This window comes from Stenotrophomonas sp. FR010 (genome assembly GCF_047520755.2).
Taxonomy (GTDB): domain Bacteria; phylum Pseudomonadota; class Gammaproteobacteria; order Xanthomonadales; family Xanthomonadaceae; genus Stenotrophomonas; species Stenotrophomonas sepilia.
Genome location: NZ_JAXBQT020000003.1, coordinates 94,084 through 111,961, shown reverse-complemented (window position 1 = coordinate 111,961; position 17,878 = coordinate 94,084). Strand labels below are relative to the sequence as shown.

Annotated in this window: 16 protein-coding genes and 1 pseudogene; 13 read left to right on the top strand and 4 right to left on the bottom strand. The window is 67.4% G+C overall.

Annotation, left to right across the window (positions count from 1 at the left end):
- Nucleotides 1-6: 6 nt before the first annotated feature.
- The 10 genes and pseudogenes from ACM0PK_RS04150 to ACM0PK_RS04105 all read left to right on the top strand — a co-directional run bounded on the left by ACM0PK_RS04150 (nt 7) and on the right by ACM0PK_RS04105 (nt 10,836).
- Nucleotides 7-936 (top strand): DUF58 domain-containing protein, encoded by a 930-nt coding sequence (locus ACM0PK_RS04150; RefSeq protein ID WP_095379233.1) that lies wholly within the window; start codon nt 7-9, stop codon nt 934-936.
- Nucleotides 933-1,382 carry a DUF4381 family protein gene (locus ACM0PK_RS04145; RefSeq protein WP_134972766.1) on the top strand — a complete coding sequence of 150 codons (450 nt, stop codon included), beginning with the start codon at nt 933-935 and terminating at the stop codon, nt 1,380-1,382. The genes ACM0PK_RS04150 and ACM0PK_RS04145 overlap by 4 nt, the downstream gene beginning before the upstream one ends.
- A complete protein-coding gene (locus ACM0PK_RS04140) occupies nt 1,379-2,383 on the top strand; it encodes a vWA domain-containing protein (protein ID WP_414607398.1) in 1,005 nt (334 codons plus the stop codon). Before ACM0PK_RS04145 ends, ACM0PK_RS04140 begins: the two co-directional genes overlap by 4 nt.
- Nucleotides 2,380-4,218, top strand: a complete 1,839-nt coding sequence (locus ACM0PK_RS04135; RefSeq protein ID WP_414607397.1) for a tetratricopeptide repeat protein — start codon at nt 2,380-2,382, stop codon at nt 4,216-4,218. Before ACM0PK_RS04140 ends, ACM0PK_RS04135 begins: the two co-directional genes overlap by 4 nt.
- The gene (locus tag ACM0PK_RS04130; RefSeq protein ID WP_414607396.1) at nt 4,215-5,930 is read left to right on the top strand and encodes a BatD family protein; all 1,716 of its coding nucleotides are present in this window, start codon (nt 4,215-4,217) and stop codon (nt 5,928-5,930) included. The genes ACM0PK_RS04135 and ACM0PK_RS04130 overlap by 4 nt, the downstream gene beginning before the upstream one ends.
- Before the next feature lie 57 nt (nt 5,931-5,987).
- Nucleotides 5,988-7,307, top strand: a complete 1,320-nt coding sequence (locus ACM0PK_RS04125) for a dicarboxylate/amino acid:cation symporter (protein WP_065185312.1) — start codon at nt 5,988-5,990, stop codon at nt 7,305-7,307.
- 77 nt (nt 7,308-7,384) lie between these two features.
- On the top strand, nt 7,385-7,807 hold the full coding sequence (locus tag ACM0PK_RS04120; protein WP_227837915.1) for a hypothetical protein: 423 nt from the start codon (nt 7,385-7,387) through the stop codon (nt 7,805-7,807).
- Between the two features lie 126 nt (nt 7,808-7,933).
- Nucleotides 7,934-9,931, top strand: a complete 1,998-nt coding sequence (tkt, locus tag ACM0PK_RS04115) for a transketolase (protein WP_414607395.1) — start codon at nt 7,934-7,936, stop codon at nt 9,929-9,931.
- A gap of 309 nt (nt 9,932-10,240) precedes the next feature.
- Nucleotides 10,241-10,504, top strand: a pseudogene (locus tag ACM0PK_RS04110) (type II toxin-antitoxin system RelE/ParE family toxin); the annotation flags it as partial.
- Nucleotides 10,505-10,530: 26 nt separating this feature from the next.
- A complete protein-coding gene (locus ACM0PK_RS04105) occupies nt 10,531-10,836 on the top strand; it encodes a HigA family addiction module antitoxin (protein ID WP_414607394.1) in 306 nt (101 codons plus the stop codon).
- 87 nt (nt 10,837-10,923) lie between these two features.
- On the opposite strand, the gene ACM0PK_RS04100 is transcribed toward ACM0PK_RS04105, so the two are convergent.
- Together ACM0PK_RS04100 and ACM0PK_RS04095 are read right to left on the bottom strand one after the other, a co-directional pair.
- Complete coding sequence (locus ACM0PK_RS04100) at nt 10,924-12,876, bottom strand: acetyl-CoA hydrolase/transferase C-terminal domain-containing protein (RefSeq protein ID WP_414607393.1); 1,953 nt, start codon at nt 12,874-12,876, stop codon at nt 10,924-10,926.
- Nucleotides 12,877-12,910: 34 nt separating this feature from the next.
- On the bottom strand, nt 12,911-13,468 hold the full coding sequence (locus tag ACM0PK_RS04095) for a flavin reductase family protein (RefSeq protein ID WP_065179076.1): 558 nt from the start codon (nt 13,466-13,468) through the stop codon (nt 12,911-12,913).
- 118 nt (nt 13,469-13,586) lie between these two features.
- Here ACM0PK_RS04095 and ACM0PK_RS04090 point away from each other — a divergent pair, with 118 nt between their 5' ends.
- Genes ACM0PK_RS04090 through ACM0PK_RS04080 form a run of 3 tightly spaced genes read left to right on the top strand, consistent with a single transcriptional unit; the run spans nt 13,587 to nt 15,707 of the window.
- A complete protein-coding gene (locus ACM0PK_RS04090) occupies nt 13,587-13,952 on the top strand; it encodes a BlaI/MecI/CopY family transcriptional regulator (protein ID WP_414607392.1) in 366 nt (121 codons plus the stop codon).
- The gene (locus ACM0PK_RS04085; protein ID WP_069139290.1) at nt 13,945-15,147 is read left to right on the top strand and encodes a M56 family metallopeptidase; all 1,203 of its coding nucleotides are present in this window, start codon (nt 13,945-13,947) and stop codon (nt 15,145-15,147) included. The genes ACM0PK_RS04090 and ACM0PK_RS04085 overlap by 8 nt, the downstream gene beginning before the upstream one ends.
- Nucleotides 15,144-15,707 (top strand): hypothetical protein, encoded by a 564-nt coding sequence (locus ACM0PK_RS04080; protein ID WP_072168476.1) that lies wholly within the window; start codon nt 15,144-15,146, stop codon nt 15,705-15,707. Before ACM0PK_RS04085 ends, ACM0PK_RS04080 begins: the two co-directional genes overlap by 4 nt.
- A 53-nt stretch (nt 15,708-15,760) precedes the next feature.
- Here ACM0PK_RS04080 and ACM0PK_RS04075 read toward each other — a convergent pair whose 3' ends face one another.
- Together ACM0PK_RS04075 and ACM0PK_RS04070 are read right to left on the bottom strand one after the other, a co-directional pair.
- The gene (locus tag ACM0PK_RS04075; protein ID WP_065179072.1) at nt 15,761-16,561 is read right to left on the bottom strand and encodes an MBL fold metallo-hydrolase; all 801 of its coding nucleotides are present in this window, start codon (nt 16,559-16,561) and stop codon (nt 15,761-15,763) included.
- Nucleotides 16,562-16,572: 11 nt separating this feature from the next.
- Nucleotides 16,573-17,391 carry a S1/P1 nuclease gene (locus ACM0PK_RS04070; protein ID WP_262221985.1) on the bottom strand — a complete coding sequence of 273 codons (819 nt, stop codon included), beginning with the start codon at nt 17,389-17,391 and terminating at the stop codon, nt 16,573-16,575.
- Nucleotides 17,392-17,878: the final 487 nt, after the last annotated feature.

Here is a 17,878-nt window from a genome sequence, read left to right as displayed (position 1 = left end):
CTGCGCATGACCGATCCATCCGTGGAACAGGCACCGTCTGCGCTCGAAGGTGACGGGCTGCGCCCGCAGCTGGCCGAACTGGTCGCGCTGCGCCGGCTGGCACAGCGTCCGCCGCCGCCGCGCCGTGGCCGCACCGGCAACGCGGGCCAGGCACCGTCCCCGCTGCGCGGCCGCGGCATGGAGTACGCCGAGTCGCGCGAATACGTGGCCGGCGACGACGCGCGCCACATCGATTGGCGTGTGACGGCGCGCACCGGTCGCGCCCATACCAAACTGTTCCAGGCCGAACGCGAACGGGTCAGCCTGATCGTGGCCGATACCTCGCCGGCGCTGTACTTCGGCACCCGCGTGCGCTTCAAATCGGTGCAGGCCGCACGCGCCGGTGCTGTTGCCGCGTGGTCGGCGCAGCGCCGTGGCGACCGCGTGGGCGCATTGCGTGGCAGCGACCGCGAAGCGCCGATCGCTCCGGCAGGTGGGCCACGCGGCGTGCTGCGCGTGCTCGACGCGCTGACCCGCTGGTACGCACAGCCGCCAGCCGACGATCTGGGCCTGGAGCGCGCGCTGGACCATGCCGGTCGCGTGCTGCGCCCGGGGGCACGCATGCTGGTGCTGGCCGATCCGCAGCAGGCCATCCGCATTCCGCCCGCGCGCTGGAGCGCGCTGGCCCAGCATCACGACCTCAGCCTGGTGCTGCTGGTCGATCCACTGGAGCTGCGGCCACCGTCGGCGGCGTTGCAGTTCCAGACCGCGCAGCAGCGCATCGGTCTCGACCTGCGCCGCAGCGAAGTGCAGGCGCACTGGCAGGCGCACTTTGTCGAGCCGCTGCAGGAACTTCGGCGCCAGCTCGGCGCGCGCCGCGTCGACGTACAGGTGCTGTCCACCGATGCGCCCAGCGACGCCTGGCTGGCGCCGTCGCCGACCGAGGTGCCGGCATGAGCGCCGCGCTGCCGTTGCGCGATGTGCAGCTGCCGCCAGCACCGTCATGGTGGCCGCCAGCCCCTGGTTACCTGATGATTGGCGCGGTGGTCGTGCTGGTGCTGCTGGTGATCGCCGTGGTGATGTGGCGACGTCGCCGCCGCCGCCAGCGCTGGTTGCAGCTGTTCGATCAGGAACTGGCAATCGCCCCCGACGCTACGGCCGAACTGGCGGCCATCGCAGGACTGCTGCGCCGTGCCGCACGCCATGCGAAGCCGGGCAGCGAATCACTGCGCGATGACGCCTGGTGGCAACGCCTGGACCCGCAGGGCACGTTGCCCGCTGCACGTCGCAGCCTGTTGGCCGAAGGCGCGTATCGCCCGCGCGTCGACAGCAACGACGTGGCCGCTGTACGCAGCTGGGCCCGCGAACGCTACCTGGCGATGCTGCTGGAGCGGCGCCGATGAACCTGCTGGCAAGTTACTGGCCGTGGCCGGACCTGCAGCTGGCGTGGCCGCTGGCCCTGCTGGCCCTCCCGATGCCGTTGCTGATGCGCTGGTGGAAGCGCCGTGCAGCGCCGGGTGCTGCACTACGCGTCCCCTACGCTGCCGCCGAGCTGGAAGCGCTGTCCGGTGGTGGCCGCGTCGACGTGTCGTGGCTGCGCACGCTGCTGCTGTGGCTGGGGTGGTGTGCACTGTGCATCGCGCTGGCGCGACCGCAGCAGCTGGGTGACGCCATCACGCCCCCGCAGCAGGGGCGGCAGATGATGCTGGCGATGGACGTGTCCGGCAGCATGGGCGAGGGCGACATGATGCTGGGCGGCCAGGCGGTCGATCGCCTGACCGCAGCCAAGGCCGTGCTTGCCGACTTCCTGGATCGTCGTGCGGGCGACCGGGTTGGCCTGCTGATCTTCGGTGACCGCGCCTACACGCTCACGCCGCTGACTGCGGACCTGGCCAGCGTGCGCGACCAGCTGCGCGACAGCGTGGTCGGGCTGGCCGGGCGCGAGACCGCCATCGGGGATGCCATCGGCCTGGCGGTCAAGCGCCTGCGTACCCAGCCGGAGGGACAGCGCGTGCTGATCCTGCTGACCGATGGTGTCAGCAATGCCGGTGTGCTGGAACCGCTGCGCGCCGCGGAAGTGGCGCGCGCCGAGGGCGTGCGCATCCACACAGTCGCATTTGGCGGCGATGGCAGCATGCGGTTGTTCGGCATTCCGATTTCCACCGACCAGGATCCGGTCGATGAGGCCACCCTGAAGAAGATCGCCAGCATGACCGGCGGCCAGTTCTTCCGCGCGCGTGATACCGCGCAGCTGGCCGGGATCTACGCCGAGCTCGATCGCCTGGAGCCAGTGGCCGCAAAGGGCCCGAGCCTGCGCCCTCGCGAGGAACGCTATGCGTGGCCGTTGGGCCTGGCATTGCTGCTGGGCGCATTGGCCTGGCTGTGGCCGGAGCGTCGCCGATGATCGCGTTTGCTTCGAATCTTCCCGACTGGAACGCGCTGCACTTCCTGCGGCCCGAGTGGTTGTGGGCGCTGCTGGCGCTGCCGCTGATCATCGCGTTGGCGCTGTACCGGCAGCGACGCAGTGATGCGTGGCGGCAGGCCGTGGATGCACATCTGTTGCCACATCTGCTGGCCACCGGTGCGAAGCGTCGCGTGCGCCTGCCATGGGCGCCGCTGCTGGGCTGGACACTGGCATCGCTGGCGATGGCCGGGCCGAGCTGGCGGCAGCAGGCGCAGCCGATGTTCCAGGCCAGCGCACCGCTGCTGGTGGTACTGGACCTGTCCAGCCGGATCAGCGCAACCGATCTGCCACCGTCGCGCCTGCTGCAGGCGCGCGCGAAAGTAGGCGAGCTGCTGCGCGCGCGCCAGGGCGGGCAGGTGGGCCTGGTGGTGTATGCCGATGATGCCTACACCGTGGCGCCGCTGACTGATGACGGCCGCAATGTTGCGCTGTATCTGGATGCGCTGTCGCCGGACGTGATGCCACGCGATGGCCAGCGTGCCGACCGCGGCATCGACTGGGCAACACGGCTGATGCGGCAGATCGGTGCGCTGCAGGGGCAGATCCTGCTGGTCAGCGACCAGGCGGATGGTGAAGCTGCACTGGCGGCAGCGCAGGCACGCAGCCTGGGCCTTCAGGTGTCGGTGCTGGGCCTGGGAACGCCTGCCGGTGCGGCCTACCGCGATGGCAGCGGGCAGATCCGCCAGGCCGCCCTGGATGAGGGCAGCCTGCGCGCGGTGGCCACTGCCGGCGGCGGCCGCTATGCACGCATCTCCGCCGATGACAGCGATCTGCGTGCGCTCGGTGTACTCGACGCGCGCGAAGGCACGGCGGCGCAGCGGCCGGGCGAAGGCAAGCAGTGGCGTGACGAAGGCTTCTGGCTGCTGCCGCCGGTGATGCTGCTGGCATTGCTGGCCTTCCGCCGTCGTGCGCTGCTGGCCGCGGTGCTCGCGGTCGGCCTCGTGCCATGGATGAATGACGCGCAGGCGCAGGCACCTGCGACGCAGGCCTCGCAACCCGCGCAGGGCACGCTGTGGAAGCGTAGCGACCAGGCGCAGCATCAGCGCCTGGCCGAGGGGGTCCAGGCTTACCGCAACGGCGACTTCACCACTGCACGCAAACGCTTCGAAGGCATCGACAACGATGCCGGTTGGTACAACCTGGGCAACACGCTGGCACGCGAAGGCAACTACGACGAAGCGATCGCCGCCTACGACCGCGCGCTGGCGTTGCATCCCGGCATGGCCGATGCGGTCGCCAACCGTGCCGTGGTCGATGCCGCGCGCAAGCGCAGGCAGTCCGGTGGCAAAGGCCAGGATCAGCAGAAGCCACCGCAGAGCGGGCAGCAGAAGCAGCAGAACGATACCTCGGGCCAGCAGAACCCGCAGGGCCAGAAGCCGCAGCAGGGCCAGCAGAATCCCGGCCAGGGCCAGCCGCCGTCGGGCCAGCAGGGGCAGCCCAAGGCGGGTGACGACAAGAACCCGTCGAGCCCACGACCCGGCGAGCGCGGCCGCGATGGCCAGCAGGCGCCACCACAGGTGGAGGATGCCAAGGCACAGGCCCAGGCCGATGAGCAGCAGCGCCAGCGCATGCAGCAGGCGATGCAGCAGGCACGCGAAGGCGAGGCTGGCAAGGACGGCAAACCCGTACCGGGGGCTGAGGGCCTCACGCCGCGCGAGCGCGAGGAGCAACAGGCGGTGGAAGCGTGGATGCGGCGTGTGCCGGATGATCCGGGCGCGTTGCTGCGGGCCAAGTTCCAGCTGGAAAACGAACGCAGGAAGAGGGAAGGGCGATGACGCGCGCGATCAACATGCACGGGCACTGGTCACGGCCGGTACTGGCGGCGCTGTTGCTGTGGCTGCCGCTGCTGGCCTGGGGGCAGCCACGCGCCTGGCTGGATCGCGACCGCATCGCGATGGGTGATACGGTCACCCTCAATGTCGAGAGCGATCAGGGCGCTCCCGACTTCACGCCATTGCGCACCGACTTCGACCTGAGCGGCCAGACCAGCAGCCGCCAGGTGGAATGGAGCAATGGCAGCATGCAGCAGCGCAACCTGTATGGCGTGGCGCTGACCCCCCGGCGCAGCGGTGCGCTGGTGGTACCGGGCCTGCAGGTGGGCAGTGCGCGAACCGCGCCGCTGACGCTGCAGGTCGATGCGGCCGCCGTGGCCGGACCTGACAGCAATGCGATGGCCTTCATCGAGACCGTTGTCGATGACGATACGCCGTACGTGCAGCAGAGCGTGGGCGTGGTGGTGCGCTTGTATTTCGCCTCGCAGCTGGCCTCCGGCGAGCTGGTGCTGGACACCCCGGCGGGCGCGTCGTTGCAGCGGGTGGGCGATGACCGCACCGACGTACGCCAGGTCAACGGGCGCCGCTACAACGTGGTCGAACGACGTTTCCTGCTGATCCCCGAGCGCAGCGGCGCGTTGCGGCTGTCCGGTGCGCGTTTCAGCGGGCGCAGTGCCGGAGGTTTCTTCGATGACTTCTTCGGGGGCGGCGATGGCCGCATGAATGCCACCGGCGCAGACCGCACGTTGCAGGTGCAGGCACAGCCGGCACAGGCGCCGCAGCCGTGGTTGCCCCTGCAGAGCCTGCAGCTGCGCTACACCAGCGCGCCCACCAGTGCCCGTACCGGCGAGGCAGCCAACGTGGTGGTCGAAGCGGTTGCCGAAGGCGCGACCCGAGCACAGTTCACCGACCTGCCGGTGCCGGATGTCGGCGCCAACGCGCAGGTGTTCGCCGAACCGGCACAGTACGAAGAGACCTTCAACGGCAGCACGCCGCGCCTGAAGATCACCCGCCGCTATTCGATCGTGCCGCGCCAGCCGGGTTCGCTGGTGGTGCCGGGACCACGCCTGCCCTGGTGGGATGTGCGCAACGGCAAGGCACAGGAAGCGAAGCTGCCGGACCTGACGCTGGCCGTTGCGGCCGGTACCGGCGCCGCCACTGCCTCGCCGGCAGCGCTGCCACCGATCGACACCGCTGCCGCGCTGCCCGGCAGCGATGGACAGGATGCGCGTATCGCCGCGACCGATCCACGCGCCAGCGGCCTGTCCGAGCGACCGTGGCCATGGATGGCGGCGGCCATTGGCCTGGCGCTGCTGTGGCTGCTGACCCTGTTGTGGGGCTGGCAGCGAGGCCGACGCCCGCGTGTGGCGGCGCCTGCAGCCGGCACGCCCTCTGTGCCGACCGTGGTGAGCGGGCGTGCCGGCTTGGCCGAACTGCGCCGTGCGCTGGATGGTGAAGGCTTCGACCAGGTGGAGGCACGGCTGTGTGCGATGGCCGGCGTGAAACGCATCGAGCAGGTCATCGCCCGGCTGGATGACCCGGCCCAGCGCCAGGTGTTGCTGGACCTGCAGCAGGCGCGCTGGGGCGGGCAGGGCGAACTGGCCCCGTTGCGCGCGCGCCTGCGTGAGGTCTTCCGTGACGGACCGCACTGGTCGGCGGCTACCGGCGCCGCCGACACTGGCCTGGCGCCGCTGTATCCACCGCGGCGAACCTGAACCGGCGCCGCTTGCGCGCTTTGTTAGAGTGCATTCATTTTTCGAGGAAACCCGCGCATGACAGCAGCTGCTGCCGACAAGAAGAAGTTGCCCCTGCATTGGAAGATGGGCATCGGCTTTGCGATCGGCCTGATCCTGGGACTGATCGTGCACGCCCTGGGCGGCAGCGTCGATGGTCTGCAGGCCGGTGCCAAGTGGGTCATGGACTACGTCACCACCCCGGCGTCGGGCCTGTTCCTCAACCTGATCTTCATGCTGATCGTGCCGCTGATCTTCTCGGCGCTGATCATGGGCGTGTCGGAGATGGGCGACATCCGCGCCCTGGGCCGCATCGGCTGGAAGACCCTGGCCTATACCGTGCTGCTGTCCGGCATTGCCGTGGGCATCGGCCTGGTGCTGGTCAACCTGCTCAAGCCGGGCGCCGGCGTGGATCCGCAGGTCGCCGCGATGATGCTGTCGGAGAACGCCGAGCGCAGCAAGGAAATCGTCGCTGGCATCCATGGCACGCCGAAGGGCATGGACATGCTGCTGTCGATCGTGCCGAGCAATGTGCTGCAGGCCGCGTCGGACAATGGCGCGATCCTGTCACTGATGTTCTTCGCGCTGATGTTCGGTATCGGCATGGTGCTGACCGACAATGAGAAGGTCGCCCCGTTGCGCCGCGCCATCGAAGGCGTGTTCGAAATCTCGATGACCCTGATCAACCTGGTCATCCGCCTGGCCCCGTATGCAGTGGCCTGCTTCATGTTCAATCTGGCCGCGCTGTTCGGCTTCGAGCTGATCATCCGCCTGGGCGCGTACGTGGGCGTGGTGGTGCTGGCGCTCGGCCTGCACATGGTCGTGACCTACGGTACTGCCGTATGGCTGTCCGGCCGCTCGCCGCTGTCGTTCTTCCGCGATACCCAGGAAGCGACGGTGATGGCGTTCTCCACCGCCTCCAGCAACGCGACCCTGCCGACCGCACTGCGCGTGGCGGACCAGATGGGCCTGCCGCAGCGCGTGTCGCGCTTCGTGCTGACCGTGGGTGCCACCGCCAACCAGAACGGCACTGCCCTGTTCGAGGGCGTGACGGTGATCTTCCTGGCCCAGTTCTTCGGCGTGGACCTGAGCATTGGCCAGCAGATCATGGTGATGGCGGTCTGCATCCTCGGCGGCATCGGCACGGCAGGCGTGCCGTCGGGCTCGCTGCCGGTGGTGGCGATGATCTGCGCGATGGTCGGTGTGAACCCGCTGGGCATCGGCCTGATCCTGGGCGTGAACCACTTCCTGGACATGTGCCGTACCGCCCTGAACGTGACCGGCGACCTGGCTCTGACCACGTTGGTGGCCAAGGGCGAGTCCCATGACGGACCGGCGCTGGGCACGCCCCTCGATTGAACGCGCCCTGAATGCCATGGATACTATCCCGACGCATGGAAGGCGTCGGGATTGGCGCCGTGCGAAAGGGAGCAGAAATGAGGATTTCGTACGTGATGGTCGCCGCCCTGGGCCTGCTGGCTTTCGACGCCAGTGCCCAGAAGGCCTGTGAAACCAACTACACCAAGACCGGCAGCTTCTTCGCCGGGCGCACCTTCACCACCTGGGACGTGGTGCCCAACGTTACCCCGGCCGACGCTCTCAAGCGTATCCAGATCGAGGGCGTGAAGTCGGGCCTGAAGGTCGCCAGCGTGGACAAGGACCTGGGCATGCTGACCCTGGAACAGAACGTCCAGTTCAATGGTGGCCAGACCACCCTGCCGTGGAACGTGCTGGTTGAAGCCGAGGGCAAGGGTTCCAAGATCACCGTGACCAAGACCACCCCGGCCACCTACGCCACTGGCGAGGACTTCCAGAAGAAGTCGATGTGTGGCGTGATCGAGGCTGCCGCGCCCAAGTAAGGGGTTGGCGGGACCAGATCCCTTTCACTGGCAAGGGATCTGGTCCTACGCCTGAACCCGGCCCCGCGTCTGTGGGACAATAGGCCGCCCGCACGTCCGCGGCCGCCTCCCGATTCCGACAGAACCATGACGCAGCCTACCCGTCGCCAGTTGGCCAACGCCATCCGCTTCCTCGCCGCCGATGCGGTTGAAACCGCAAAGTCCGGCCACCCCGGCATGCCCATGGGCATGGCCGACATCGCCGAAGTCCTCTGGAACGACTACCTCCGCCATAACCCGAGCAACCCGCACTGGTTCAACCGCGACCGTTTCGTGCTGTCCAACGGCCACGGTTCGATGCTGCAGTACGCGCTGCTGCACCTGAGCGGTTACGACCTGCCGATCGAGCAGCTCAAGCTGTTCCGCCAGCTGGGCAGCCACACCGCCGGCCATCCGGAGCGCCACGAGACCCCGGGCGTGGAAACCACCACCGGTCCGCTGGGACAGGGTTTCGCCAATGCCGTGGGCTTCGCCCTGGCCGAGAAGCTGCTGGCACAGCGCTTCAACCGCCCGGAGCTGGAAGTGGTCGACCACCGCACCTGGGTGTTCATGGGTGATGGCTGCCTGATGGAAGGCGTGTCGCACGAAGCCGCCTCGCTGGCCGGCACCTGGGGCCTGCACAAGCTGGTCTGCTTCTGGGACAACAACCACATCTCCATCGACGGCAACGTCGAGGGCTGGTTCACCGACAACACCCCGGAACGTTTCGAGGCCTATGGCTGGAACGTGATCCGCGATGTTGACGGCCACGACCCGGACAGCATCAAGGCCGGCATCGAGGCCGCGCTGTCGCAGAGCGACAAGCCGACCCTGATCTGCTGCCGCACCACCATCGGCTTCGGTTCGCCGAACAAGGCGGGCAAGGAATCCAGCCACGGTGCTCCGCTGGGCAAGGACGAGCTGGAAGCCACCCGCAAGCAGCTGGGCTGGGAATACGGCCCGTTCGAGATCCCGCAGGCGATCTACGACGGCTGGCGCGCCAATGGCGCCGGCACCCTGCGCCAGGCCGAGTGGGAACAGCTGTTCGACAAGTACGCCAGCCAGTATCCGGCGGAGGCGGCTGAGCTGACCCGCCGCTCGCACGGCGAGCTGCCAGCCGACTTCGTTGCCAAGGCCGATGCCTACATCGCCCAGGTGGCCGCTGAAGGCCCGACGATTGCATCGCGCAAGGCCTCGCAGCTGGCCATCGAAGCCTATGCGCCGCTGCTGCCGGAAATCGTCGGCGGCTCGGCCGACCTGGCGCACTCCAACCTGACCCTGTGGAAGGGCAGCACGTCGGTTGCCAGCGACGACGCCAACGCCAACTACGTGTACTACGGCGTGCGCGAGTTCGGCATGACCGCCATCGCCAATGGCCTGGCCCTGCACGGTGGCTTCATTCCGTTCGACGCCACCTTCCTGGTGTTCAGCGACTACGCCCGCAACGGCGTGCGCATGAGCGCGCTGATTCCGGCCCACGCCATCCACGTCTACACCCACGATTCGATCGGCCTGGGCGAAGACGGCCCGACCCACCAGCCGGTGGAGCACCTGGCCTCGCTGCGCTACATCCCGAACAACGACGTGTGGCGCCCGTGCGATGCGGTCGAGTCGGCCGTGAGCTGGAAGGCCGCGATCACCCGCCAGGACGGCCCGAGCTGCCTGGTGTTCAGCCGCCAGAACCTGCCGCACCAGCCGCGCAGCGCCGAGCAGATCAAGCAGATCGAGCGCGGCGGTTACGTGCTGGCCGATGCCGCCGGTACCCCGGACGTGATCCTGATCGCCACCGGTTCGGAAGTCTCGCTGGCTACCGAAGCCAAGGCCCAGCTGGATGCGGCCGGTATCAAGACCCGCGTGGTCTCGATGCCGTCCACCGACGTGTTCCTGCGCCAGGATGCGGCCTACCGTGAATCGGTGCTGCCGAACGCGGTGCGCAAGCGCGTGGCCGTGGAAGCTGGCGTCACCGGTTTCTGGCGCCAGTTCGTAGGCCTGGACGGTGCCGTGATCGGTATCGACACCTTCGGTGCTTCGGCCCCGGCCGACCAGCTGTACAAGCACTTCGGCATCACCACGGCGCACGTGGTGGAAGCTGCCAAGGCGCTGTAAGCGGCGACATGGAGTGATGAAGGAAAGGCCGGCGCAAGCCGGCCTTTCTCGTTGCCGGAAGAAAAAGGGGACGGAGGGAATCAAGTCGTATGTGCACAAACGACTTGATTCCCGCCGTCCCTTTTCCTTTGCCCGGCCTGTTCCGCCCGGCGGTGCTGCTGTCGCGTTGGCCTCTTCATCTGACCTGCGTTCTCTGCGAGAAGGAGGGCCTACTGAGGCACCCTCAGAAGTAGTCATGGACAAGAAGCGCGGCGCAGAAACCCATCGTGGATTGCGGGGGTGTAAGGTGATGCCTTACACTGGCGCCGCATGATCGTCAGCATCAGGCATAAAGGCCTGAAGGCGCTCTATGAGCGGGGCGACATTTCCGGAGTGCGTGCCGACCATGTGGCTCGGTTGCGGCGTTTGCTTCTGCAGTTGGATCAGGCCCGCCTGCCTGGGGACATGGCGTTGCCCGGAAATCGCCTGCACCCCCTGCGCGGGAGCTATAGCGGTTACTGGGCTGTAAGTGTCTCGGCCAGTTGGCGATTGGTGTTTCGCTTCCGTGGGCTCGACGTTGAACTGGTCGATTACCTTGATTACCACCAGGAGTCTGCTCGATGCCGTTGCATGAACCGCCCCATCCCGGGGACTCGCTGCGCGAAGATGTCCTGCCGGCGATCAGTATGTCGATCAGTGCGTTGGCGCAGCATCTTGGCTATTCGCGCGGCCAGCTGTCGACGATCATCAACGGGCACGCTGGCATCTCCGCAGAACTCGCATTCCGCCTTGAGCTTGCAGGTCTGGGCAATGCCCGCATGTGGCTGGCGATGCAGGCGGCATACGACCTGTGGCAGGTCGATCATCGAGCGCATCCACCGATTGCCCGGCTGTATCTTGAGCATTCAGTGAGGTGCGGACGGTAGATCCACGCCCGGCGTGGATGAGAAAAGGGGACGGAGGGAATCAAGTCGTATGTGCACAAACGACTTGATTCCCGCCGTACCCTTTTTTCAGGCGGTGCGTGCCAGTGCCAGGCGCAGCAGCCGCGCGTCCAGGCGTTCGGCGAAATCTTTCGGTGCCTGCAGGCCCATGCGCTGCAGGTACACCGCATCGCCGTCGCCGGCCGGTTGCCGCAGCGCTGCCCAGACGGTGCGCAGCTTGTCGCTGCGGGTCTGCGTGTTGGCCTTCAGCCACGCCAGCGCTTTGACCAGCACCTGCTCGATCTCGTTGAAATCGCTGCCCAGCGGGTAGTCCGGCAGGCTGCCATCGGCACGGAATGGGGCCAGTGCCGCGGCCAGTGCCTGCGGCGTGTTGCGCTGCTGGCGCTGCGGGTCGGGCTGGGACGCCGCCAGCAGCTTGCGCGAGGCCTGTGCCTGCTGCAGCAGATCGCCCTGGAAGGGCGCTTCGGTGATCGCGGTCATCGCACGCACGCAGTCTTCGTCGGTCAGGCCGCGCAGATCGGCGATGCCGTATTCGTTGAGGTAAATGTCGCGCAGGTGGCGCGGGATGGTGGTGTGGCCGTAGTTCCAGCGCACGTTCGATTCCCGGTGGCCCTTGTCATCGCGTGCGGCACGGAACATCAGCACGCTGCGCGCTTCCGGCAGGGCATGTGCCATCGCCACGAAGTTGTACTGGCCGCCCACGCCGGACACCACGCGTCCATCGTCCAGCGCGTCCGATACCGCCGCGCCGAGCGCGGTAGCCATCATGCAGGAATTGAAGAAGCGCGCATGGCGGCGCTGCAGGCGCTCCAGTGCCTCGTTACCGCCATACAGCTGGTTGATCTCGCTGATGCGGCGCATGCCGATCGCACGGCATTCGTCTTCCGGCAGCGTGCGCAGCCACTCGTAGAACTCCGGTGAGCCCAGGTAGAACGCACCGTGCAGGTACTCGCCTTCGGCGGCCAGGGTGGCATGGTCGATGGACAGCGTGCTGCCATTTTCGATGCGTTGCATCAGCGCCAGGTCGTCGTGCACCTTGCGCTTGATCACCCCGGTCTGCACCAGCCTGCGGAAGCCCTCGTTGAGCATCTCGCTGCAGCCGTACAGTCCCACTTCGAACGGGTCCACGCCGCCGATCTCCTGCACCAGCGGGTGGCTGGCCAGCTGCGGATCAAGTGCATGCAGCACGCGGCGGTAGCGCGCGTTGTCGGTGTGGCGCAGCACCAGCGCATGGCTGAGCGCGTCGGCCAGCGTGCCGATGCCGATCTGCAGGGTGCCGCCGTCGCGCACCAGGGTGCTGGCATACAGGCCGATGGCGTAGTCGGCATCGCCGACCGGCTGCCGCGGCAGCCCGAACAGCGCCGGGTACGGTGGCGGTGGGGTGATCACCAGATCGAAGAACGACACATCGACCGTCGCCGAGCCGGCCAAGTAGGGCAGCTGCGGATCGATCTCGGCGATCAGCAACGGGCGCGGCAGGCCGCGCGCGGTCATCGCATCGAGCGTGTCCTGGGTGATGTCGTTGTTGCACGACAGCGAAAGCCGGCGGTCATTCGGCCGCATCGCCACCTTCTGCACGATCACCTGCGGTGCGCGCTGAGCGACCGCATCGGCGGCGTGGGTGTAGTTCAGGCTGGTATAGCTGGATTGCGCCTGCCGCGACCCGAGTAGGGCGCCGGACTGCATGTAGAACTCTTCCACCTGCACGTGCGCTGGCAACGCGTCGCGCGCGATCGCATCGGCATAGGCCAGGCGCGGGAAATCGTCGCCGAAGTGGCGCTGCGCAAACGGCGCCAGGAAGCGTGCCTCCAGGCCGTTGCCACGCGCCTTCGGCGGATTCAACGACAGCGCGGTATACAGCTGCAGCGGCCGTGAGGGATCGTGCTCGACGCGCGCATACAGGGCGTTGAGCAGCCGATGTGGCTTGCCCAGCGCCAGCGGTGCCCCGATCCGCAGCGGCCCGTCCACGCGCGCTAACAACCAGTCGACGGCGGCGTCCAGGTCGGTGAGGTGTTCGGTCATGCGTGGCGGTCCTGCGTGCGGGGGAGTGCGGGCATTACAGCATGTCGGGCTTGAACCGCCGTCGACGCGAGACTTCCACGCCGGACACCATGAACTGCCCGTCGCCGCGGTAATGCACCGTGCGCGGCAGTTTCGGCCGGGACGCAACATGGGCGCGCACGATCTCCCAGATGAACAGGTTGCTCGACGCCACCTGGCTGTCGTCGTACAACCGGCATTCGAAGTTCGAGTGGCATTGCCCGACCAGCGGCGCACCGACCTCGCGCGCGGGCAGCGCATCGAGCCCGAAACGGGCGAACTTGTCGACCTCGCGGCCGCTGCAGTTGCCGATGTCCACCACGGTATCGAGCAGTTCCACGCCGGGTACGTTGATCACGCACTCGCCACTGCCGACGGCCAGTGCATGGCTGTGGTTTTCATTCCACAGGTAGGTGGCGACCAGCGACGGCGAGAAGCCCATCACCATGTGCCAGCCCATCGTCATCAGGTTGCGCTGGCCGCGCCAGGCGGTGCTGACCAGCACGATCGGGCCGGGTTCGAGGAAGCGTCGGGCCTGCTCGACCGGGAATTCCTTCTTGGGAAGCGCTTTCATCCGAAGCCTCGGCCGGGAGTGCTCGATGCTGGCGCAAAGCCGATGAATCCGGAGTCGAGGGGCTTGACAGGAGGTTCGATTACGCGCGTAATCAGATTATCGATTACGGATGTAAACAATGATCCCGATCAGCGAAGCCGAAGCCGTTGTGATGGAGGTGCTGTGGCAGCAGGCACCGCGCAGCGCCGATGATGTGGTGGCTGCGCTGGCTCACCGCGACTGGGCCGAGCCGACCATCAAGACCCTGCTCAACCGCCTGCTGACCAAGGGCGCGATCGCCGCCGAGCGCGATGGCCGGCGCTATCTGTATCGCCCGCTGTTGCAGCGCCAGGTGTGGGTGGAGGCGCAGAGCCAGGACTTCATCGGCCGTGTCTTCGAAGGGCGCGTGGCGCCGCTGGTCGCGCACTTCAGCGAACGCGGCCAGTTGAGCGCACAGGACATCGCCGAACTGAAGAAGCTGATCCAGGAGCTGGACCATGACTGAGCTGCTCGGTGGACTGTGGCAGGCCAGCGTGTGGCTGGCCATGGGGGTGATCCTGCTGGCCGTGCTGCGACCGCTGCTGGTGTGGATGGGGGGCGCTGGACTGGCTTATCGCAGCTGGTGGTTGTTGCCGATGCTGCTGGTGACCTTGCTGCTGCCGTTGCCGCAGGCTGCGCTGTTGCAGCACGTGCCGACAGTGCTGCTGAAAGTCGAGCCAGGGGCCGTGGACGAACTGGCAGGGCCGTCGCTGCCATGGGCACCGCTGTTGCTGCTGGCATGGGCGCTGGGCATGGGCATCTGCCTGCTGCGCGACCTGCGCGCACAGCGTCGTTTCGAACGGCGCATGGGCCCGCTGAAGCCGCGCGCCGATGGCAGCTGGCAGGCCAGTGGTGACCCAGGCCTGCCAGCACTGGTTGGCCTGTGGCGGCCGCGAATCGTGGTTGGCCCGGACTTCGATCAACAGTTCAGCGCACAGGAACAGGGGCTGATCCTGCAGCACGAGCGCAGCCACCGCCGCAATGGCGATCACTGGGCCAATGGTGCGTTGCTGCTTATGCGTGCGGTGTTCTGGTTCCACCCGCTGGTGCTCTGGGCTGCACGCTGCTTCCTGCGCGACCAGGAACTGGCCTGCGATGCCCGCACCATCGCCCCGCAGCCTGCGCTGCGCGGGCTTTACGCCAGCACGCTGCTGAAGGCGCAGCTGGTCCACCCGGTTGCGCCAGCGGTCTGCCATTGGCGCAGCCAACCCGTGTTGAAGGAGCGTATCGCCATGTTGAAGCAGTCCAAGCGGAAGGCATTGCCGTGGGTATCGGGGCAGGTGCTGGTCGTCGGGTTGTGCCTGGGAATGGGCGCAGTAGCGTGGGCCAGCCAGGGCGATGCGATGGCTGGCCGCCCGGCAGCGGCGGTCATGGATCGGGAGATCCAGGTCGTCAAGATGCCACCGCCTTCCTATCCGAAATCCGCGGTCGAGGAGCGCCAGGTGGGCGTGGTGAACCTGCGCGTGGAAGTGGACGCCAGCGGCCAACCCACCGATGTCAGGGTGCTCAGTGCCACCAATCCGGGCGTGTTCGACGCGGTGTCGATCACCGCAGCGCGCAGCTGGACCTATCGGCCGGCGATGAAGAACGGCAAGCCGGTGGCAGGCGCAGTGAAGATTCCCATCACCTTTGCGATGGACAACAGCGAGGACGCCCAGTGAAGTCCGCGCCGCTGCTCGTGGTGGCGGCGCTGATGATGGGGTGTGCGAGCCAGGAACGGCTGGCCACCGTGCACACCCGCAGCGAGAATGTCGGCCACCAGCGACTGCAGCCGCAGGCGGGCGGTGGCAGTGGGCAGTTGCAGGCATATTCGCTGGGTGCGACCGAGGGCTACCGGATGCCGCAGTTGTACGCGGCACCGGCCCCGGAGGTCGGCGATCGTGACCCGCGTGCGGAACTGGCGCCGACCACGATCTGCCTGCAGGTGGTGGTTGATGCCAACGGCGTCGTCGAGCGCAGCCTGCCATTGACCGATCGCCCGGAGTGCGCGGCAGGTGCTGCGGGCGAGAATGCGCCCCTGCTGCAGGCTGCGCAGGAGGCCGTGGCGATGTGGAAGTACTCGTCCGCAGCGGTCTGCCACTTCGCGGCTGGCAAGGTGCCTGCCGACCGCGGTGACTGCCGGGGCGCCGAACGGGTCGAGCCGGTGGCGGTCACCCTGCAGTACGCCTTCACCTTCGAGATCGTGAAGGGCCAGCATGTGGTGCGCACGCAGGGAAAATGAACGCTCGCGGTCCGTGATGGAAACCGATGGCGCCGGGCTCTGCCCGGCGTACGTCAGGCCCCGCCCTGGATGTTGGCCTTCACCGCCGGTTGCATCAGCTTCGGTTCTTCCAGCGTAGCATCGCGGGCCTGGCGTACGCTGACGAACTCCGCCTCGGCCACGCCGTCATGCACGTGGATGTTGTGCGCGCGCTGTTCGCCGATGGTGGTTTCGTTGGCGAAATCACGCCCGCCCGGGCCGTAGTCGTGGCAGACGAAAACCCGGGTGGTATCGGGCAGCGCCAGCAGGCGCTGGATCGAGCGATACAGCTGCGCGGCATCGCCACCCGGGAAATCGCAGCGTGCGGTGCCGCCGTCGGGCATGAACAGCGAGTCACCGGTGAACAGCGCATCGCCGATCAGGTAGGCGATGCTGTCGCTGGTGTGGCCGGGCACGGCGATCACCTGTCCTTGCAGCTCGCCAATGGCAAAGGTTTCGCCGTCGCTGAACAGGTGATCGAAGATCTCATCGGCGGCCGGAAGCTGCAGGCCATAGCGCGGCGCGAACGTGGCCTGCACCGCGCGGATGCCTTCACCGATGGCCAGCGTGGCGTGCGGGAAGCGCTGCTTGAGCCGGCGCCCGGCCGACACATGGTCCGCATGGGCATGGGTTTCCAGCAGCCAGCGCAGCTGAAGGTCCTGCTGTTCGATGGCCTGCAATGCCCCGCGCAGCGGTGATTCGCTGCTGGCGTCGGTGTCCGGGTCGTAGTCCAGGACCGGGTCGATCAGCGCCGCCTCACTGCTGGCCGGATCGCTGACCAGGTAGCTGAAGGTATTGCTGTCACGGTGGAAGAACGACTGCACCTGGACCGGCATCGGAATTCTCCTCAGCGCGTGCCTAGCACGCGATTCAGCAACTGCGCCAGGTTTTCACCGGCCAGTCGCAGCTGCGCTTCGGCCAGCGGCCGGTAGCGCTCGGTGTATTCGTCACCGATTTTATGCGACGCCGGATAAACGCCAGCTTGCATGGAGATGCGGCAGCTGGCCTCGGCCCAGGCCTGCGGATCACGCTGCGGGTTGGACTGGCGCGCCAGCTTCGGCGCGCGCAGGCCCTGCAGCACGGGCAGATAGCCGGTGTCGTCGAGCTTGCGGGTGTTGAGCATGCCGCTGTCCCACAGCGAGTGCAGGTTGGTGCCGCGGTTGCCGAACTGCAGCTGGAAATCGTTGCCGCCCTTGTCATGGGCGTAACCGGCATGCATCGGCTGGTGGATGTCGCCGACCAGGTGCACGACGAACTTCAGTGCCTGCAGGCGCTCGCCATCGGTCAGGCTGCGGTCGCCCAGGATGGCGCTCTGTGCTTTCAGGGCCTCGACGATGCAGTTGCCGTTTTTGCAGTGCTTCGGTGCTTCGTAGTGGCAGTCGTCTTCGGCGATGTTGACGTAGTGCCAGCCGGCCGAACGACGGCCCAGGCTGGGGTCCTTGGCGCGCAGCTGGTCGGCCCACGGCGCGATGCTGGCCAGGGTGGCGTCCGCTTCGGTGGCCAGCAGGCGGTCCACTTCGGCGCGGGCGGTGGGGTTGAGGCGGGCGTCGGCGACTTCGGCAACCAGGCGGTGGCCTTGCGCGCCCCAGGCATGGGCGGGGGCGGAGACGGACAGCAGGGCCGGCGCCAGGGCGGCGGCGAGGAACAGGGAGTGCAGGGCTTTCATGCACATATTCTAGCGGGGTAGGTGGATTGAAGAGCGGCGCGTTCCTGTTCCGAAGTGGGAGCGCAGCGGGAGGGGCGGCGGGACACGCCGTGAATCCGTCCCTGGAGGCTCGATGGCGCCATCCATGGCACCAACGGTCCCGCCGCCCCTCCCGCTGCGCTCCCCTCCAAACATGGCCGCGGAGGCAGATGGAAACGTCAAGGGCAGGATCAAAAACAAATGCGGGATCAGAATCGGCCTCCTGCAGTTGCAGGCAACCATTACGCTTCGAATGACCGGGCGTTGTTGCTGCTTTTGCTTGAGCTGGTACGCGCGCGCAGATGGGAAGGGTGGAGAGGGTGAGGTGAGCGGGACCGTTCGCCGCATGGATGCGGCGATCGAGCCTACAGGGACGTATTTGCGGCGTGTCCCGATCACCTCACCCTCTCCGCCCAATTCCAGAAGCCGGTGCTTCTCGCACAAACAAAAAAGCCCCGGCAATCACCGG

What these genes read in the sequence shown, in the direction of transcription:
- ACM0PK_RS04150 (WP_095379233.1), top strand. Translation starts at nt 7, where the DNA reads ATGACCGATCCATCCGTGGAACAGGCACCGTCTGCGCTCGAAGGTGAC.
- ACM0PK_RS04090 (WP_414607392.1), top strand. Translation starts at nt 13,587, where the DNA reads ATGATCCCGATCAGCGAAGCCGAAGCCGTTGTGATGGAGGTGCTGTGG.
- ACM0PK_RS04085 (WP_069139290.1), top strand. Translation starts at nt 13,945, where the DNA reads ATGACTGAGCTGCTCGGTGGACTGTGGCAGGCCAGCGTGTGGCTGGCC.
- ACM0PK_RS04100 (WP_414607393.1), bottom strand. Translation starts at nt 12,876, where the DNA reads ATGACCGAACACCTCACCGACCTGGACGCCGCCGTCGACTGGTTGTTA.
- ACM0PK_RS04145 (WP_134972766.1), top strand. Translation starts at nt 933, where the DNA reads ATGAGCGCCGCGCTGCCGTTGCGCGATGTGCAGCTGCCGCCAGCACCG.
- ACM0PK_RS04120 (WP_227837915.1), top strand. Translation starts at nt 7,385, where the DNA reads ATGAGGATTTCGTACGTGATGGTCGCCGCCCTGGGCCTGCTGGCTTTC.
- ACM0PK_RS04070 (WP_262221985.1), bottom strand. Translation starts at nt 17,391, where the DNA reads ATGAAAGCCCTGCACTCCCTGTTCCTCGCCGCCGCCCTGGCGCCGGCC.
- ACM0PK_RS04125 (WP_065185312.1), top strand. Translation starts at nt 5,988, where the DNA reads ATGACAGCAGCTGCTGCCGACAAGAAGAAGTTGCCCCTGCATTGGAAG.
- ACM0PK_RS04105 (WP_414607394.1), top strand. Translation starts at nt 10,531, where the DNA reads ATGCCGTTGCATGAACCGCCCCATCCCGGGGACTCGCTGCGCGAAGAT.
- ACM0PK_RS04095 (WP_065179076.1), bottom strand. Translation starts at nt 13,468, where the DNA reads ATGAAAGCGCTTCCCAAGAAGGAATTCCCGGTCGAGCAGGCCCGACGC.
- ACM0PK_RS04130 (WP_414607396.1), top strand. Translation starts at nt 4,215, where the DNA reads ATGACGCGCGCGATCAACATGCACGGGCACTGGTCACGGCCGGTACTG.
- tkt (WP_414607395.1), top strand. Translation starts at nt 7,934, where the DNA reads ATGACGCAGCCTACCCGTCGCCAGTTGGCCAACGCCATCCGCTTCCTC.
- ACM0PK_RS04135 (WP_414607397.1), top strand. Translation starts at nt 2,380, where the DNA reads ATGATCGCGTTTGCTTCGAATCTTCCCGACTGGAACGCGCTGCACTTC.
- ACM0PK_RS04075 (WP_065179072.1), bottom strand. Translation starts at nt 16,561, where the DNA reads ATGCCGGTCCAGGTGCAGTCGTTCTTCCACCGTGACAGCAATACCTTC.
- ACM0PK_RS04140 (WP_414607398.1), top strand. Translation starts at nt 1,379, where the DNA reads ATGAACCTGCTGGCAAGTTACTGGCCGTGGCCGGACCTGCAGCTGGCG.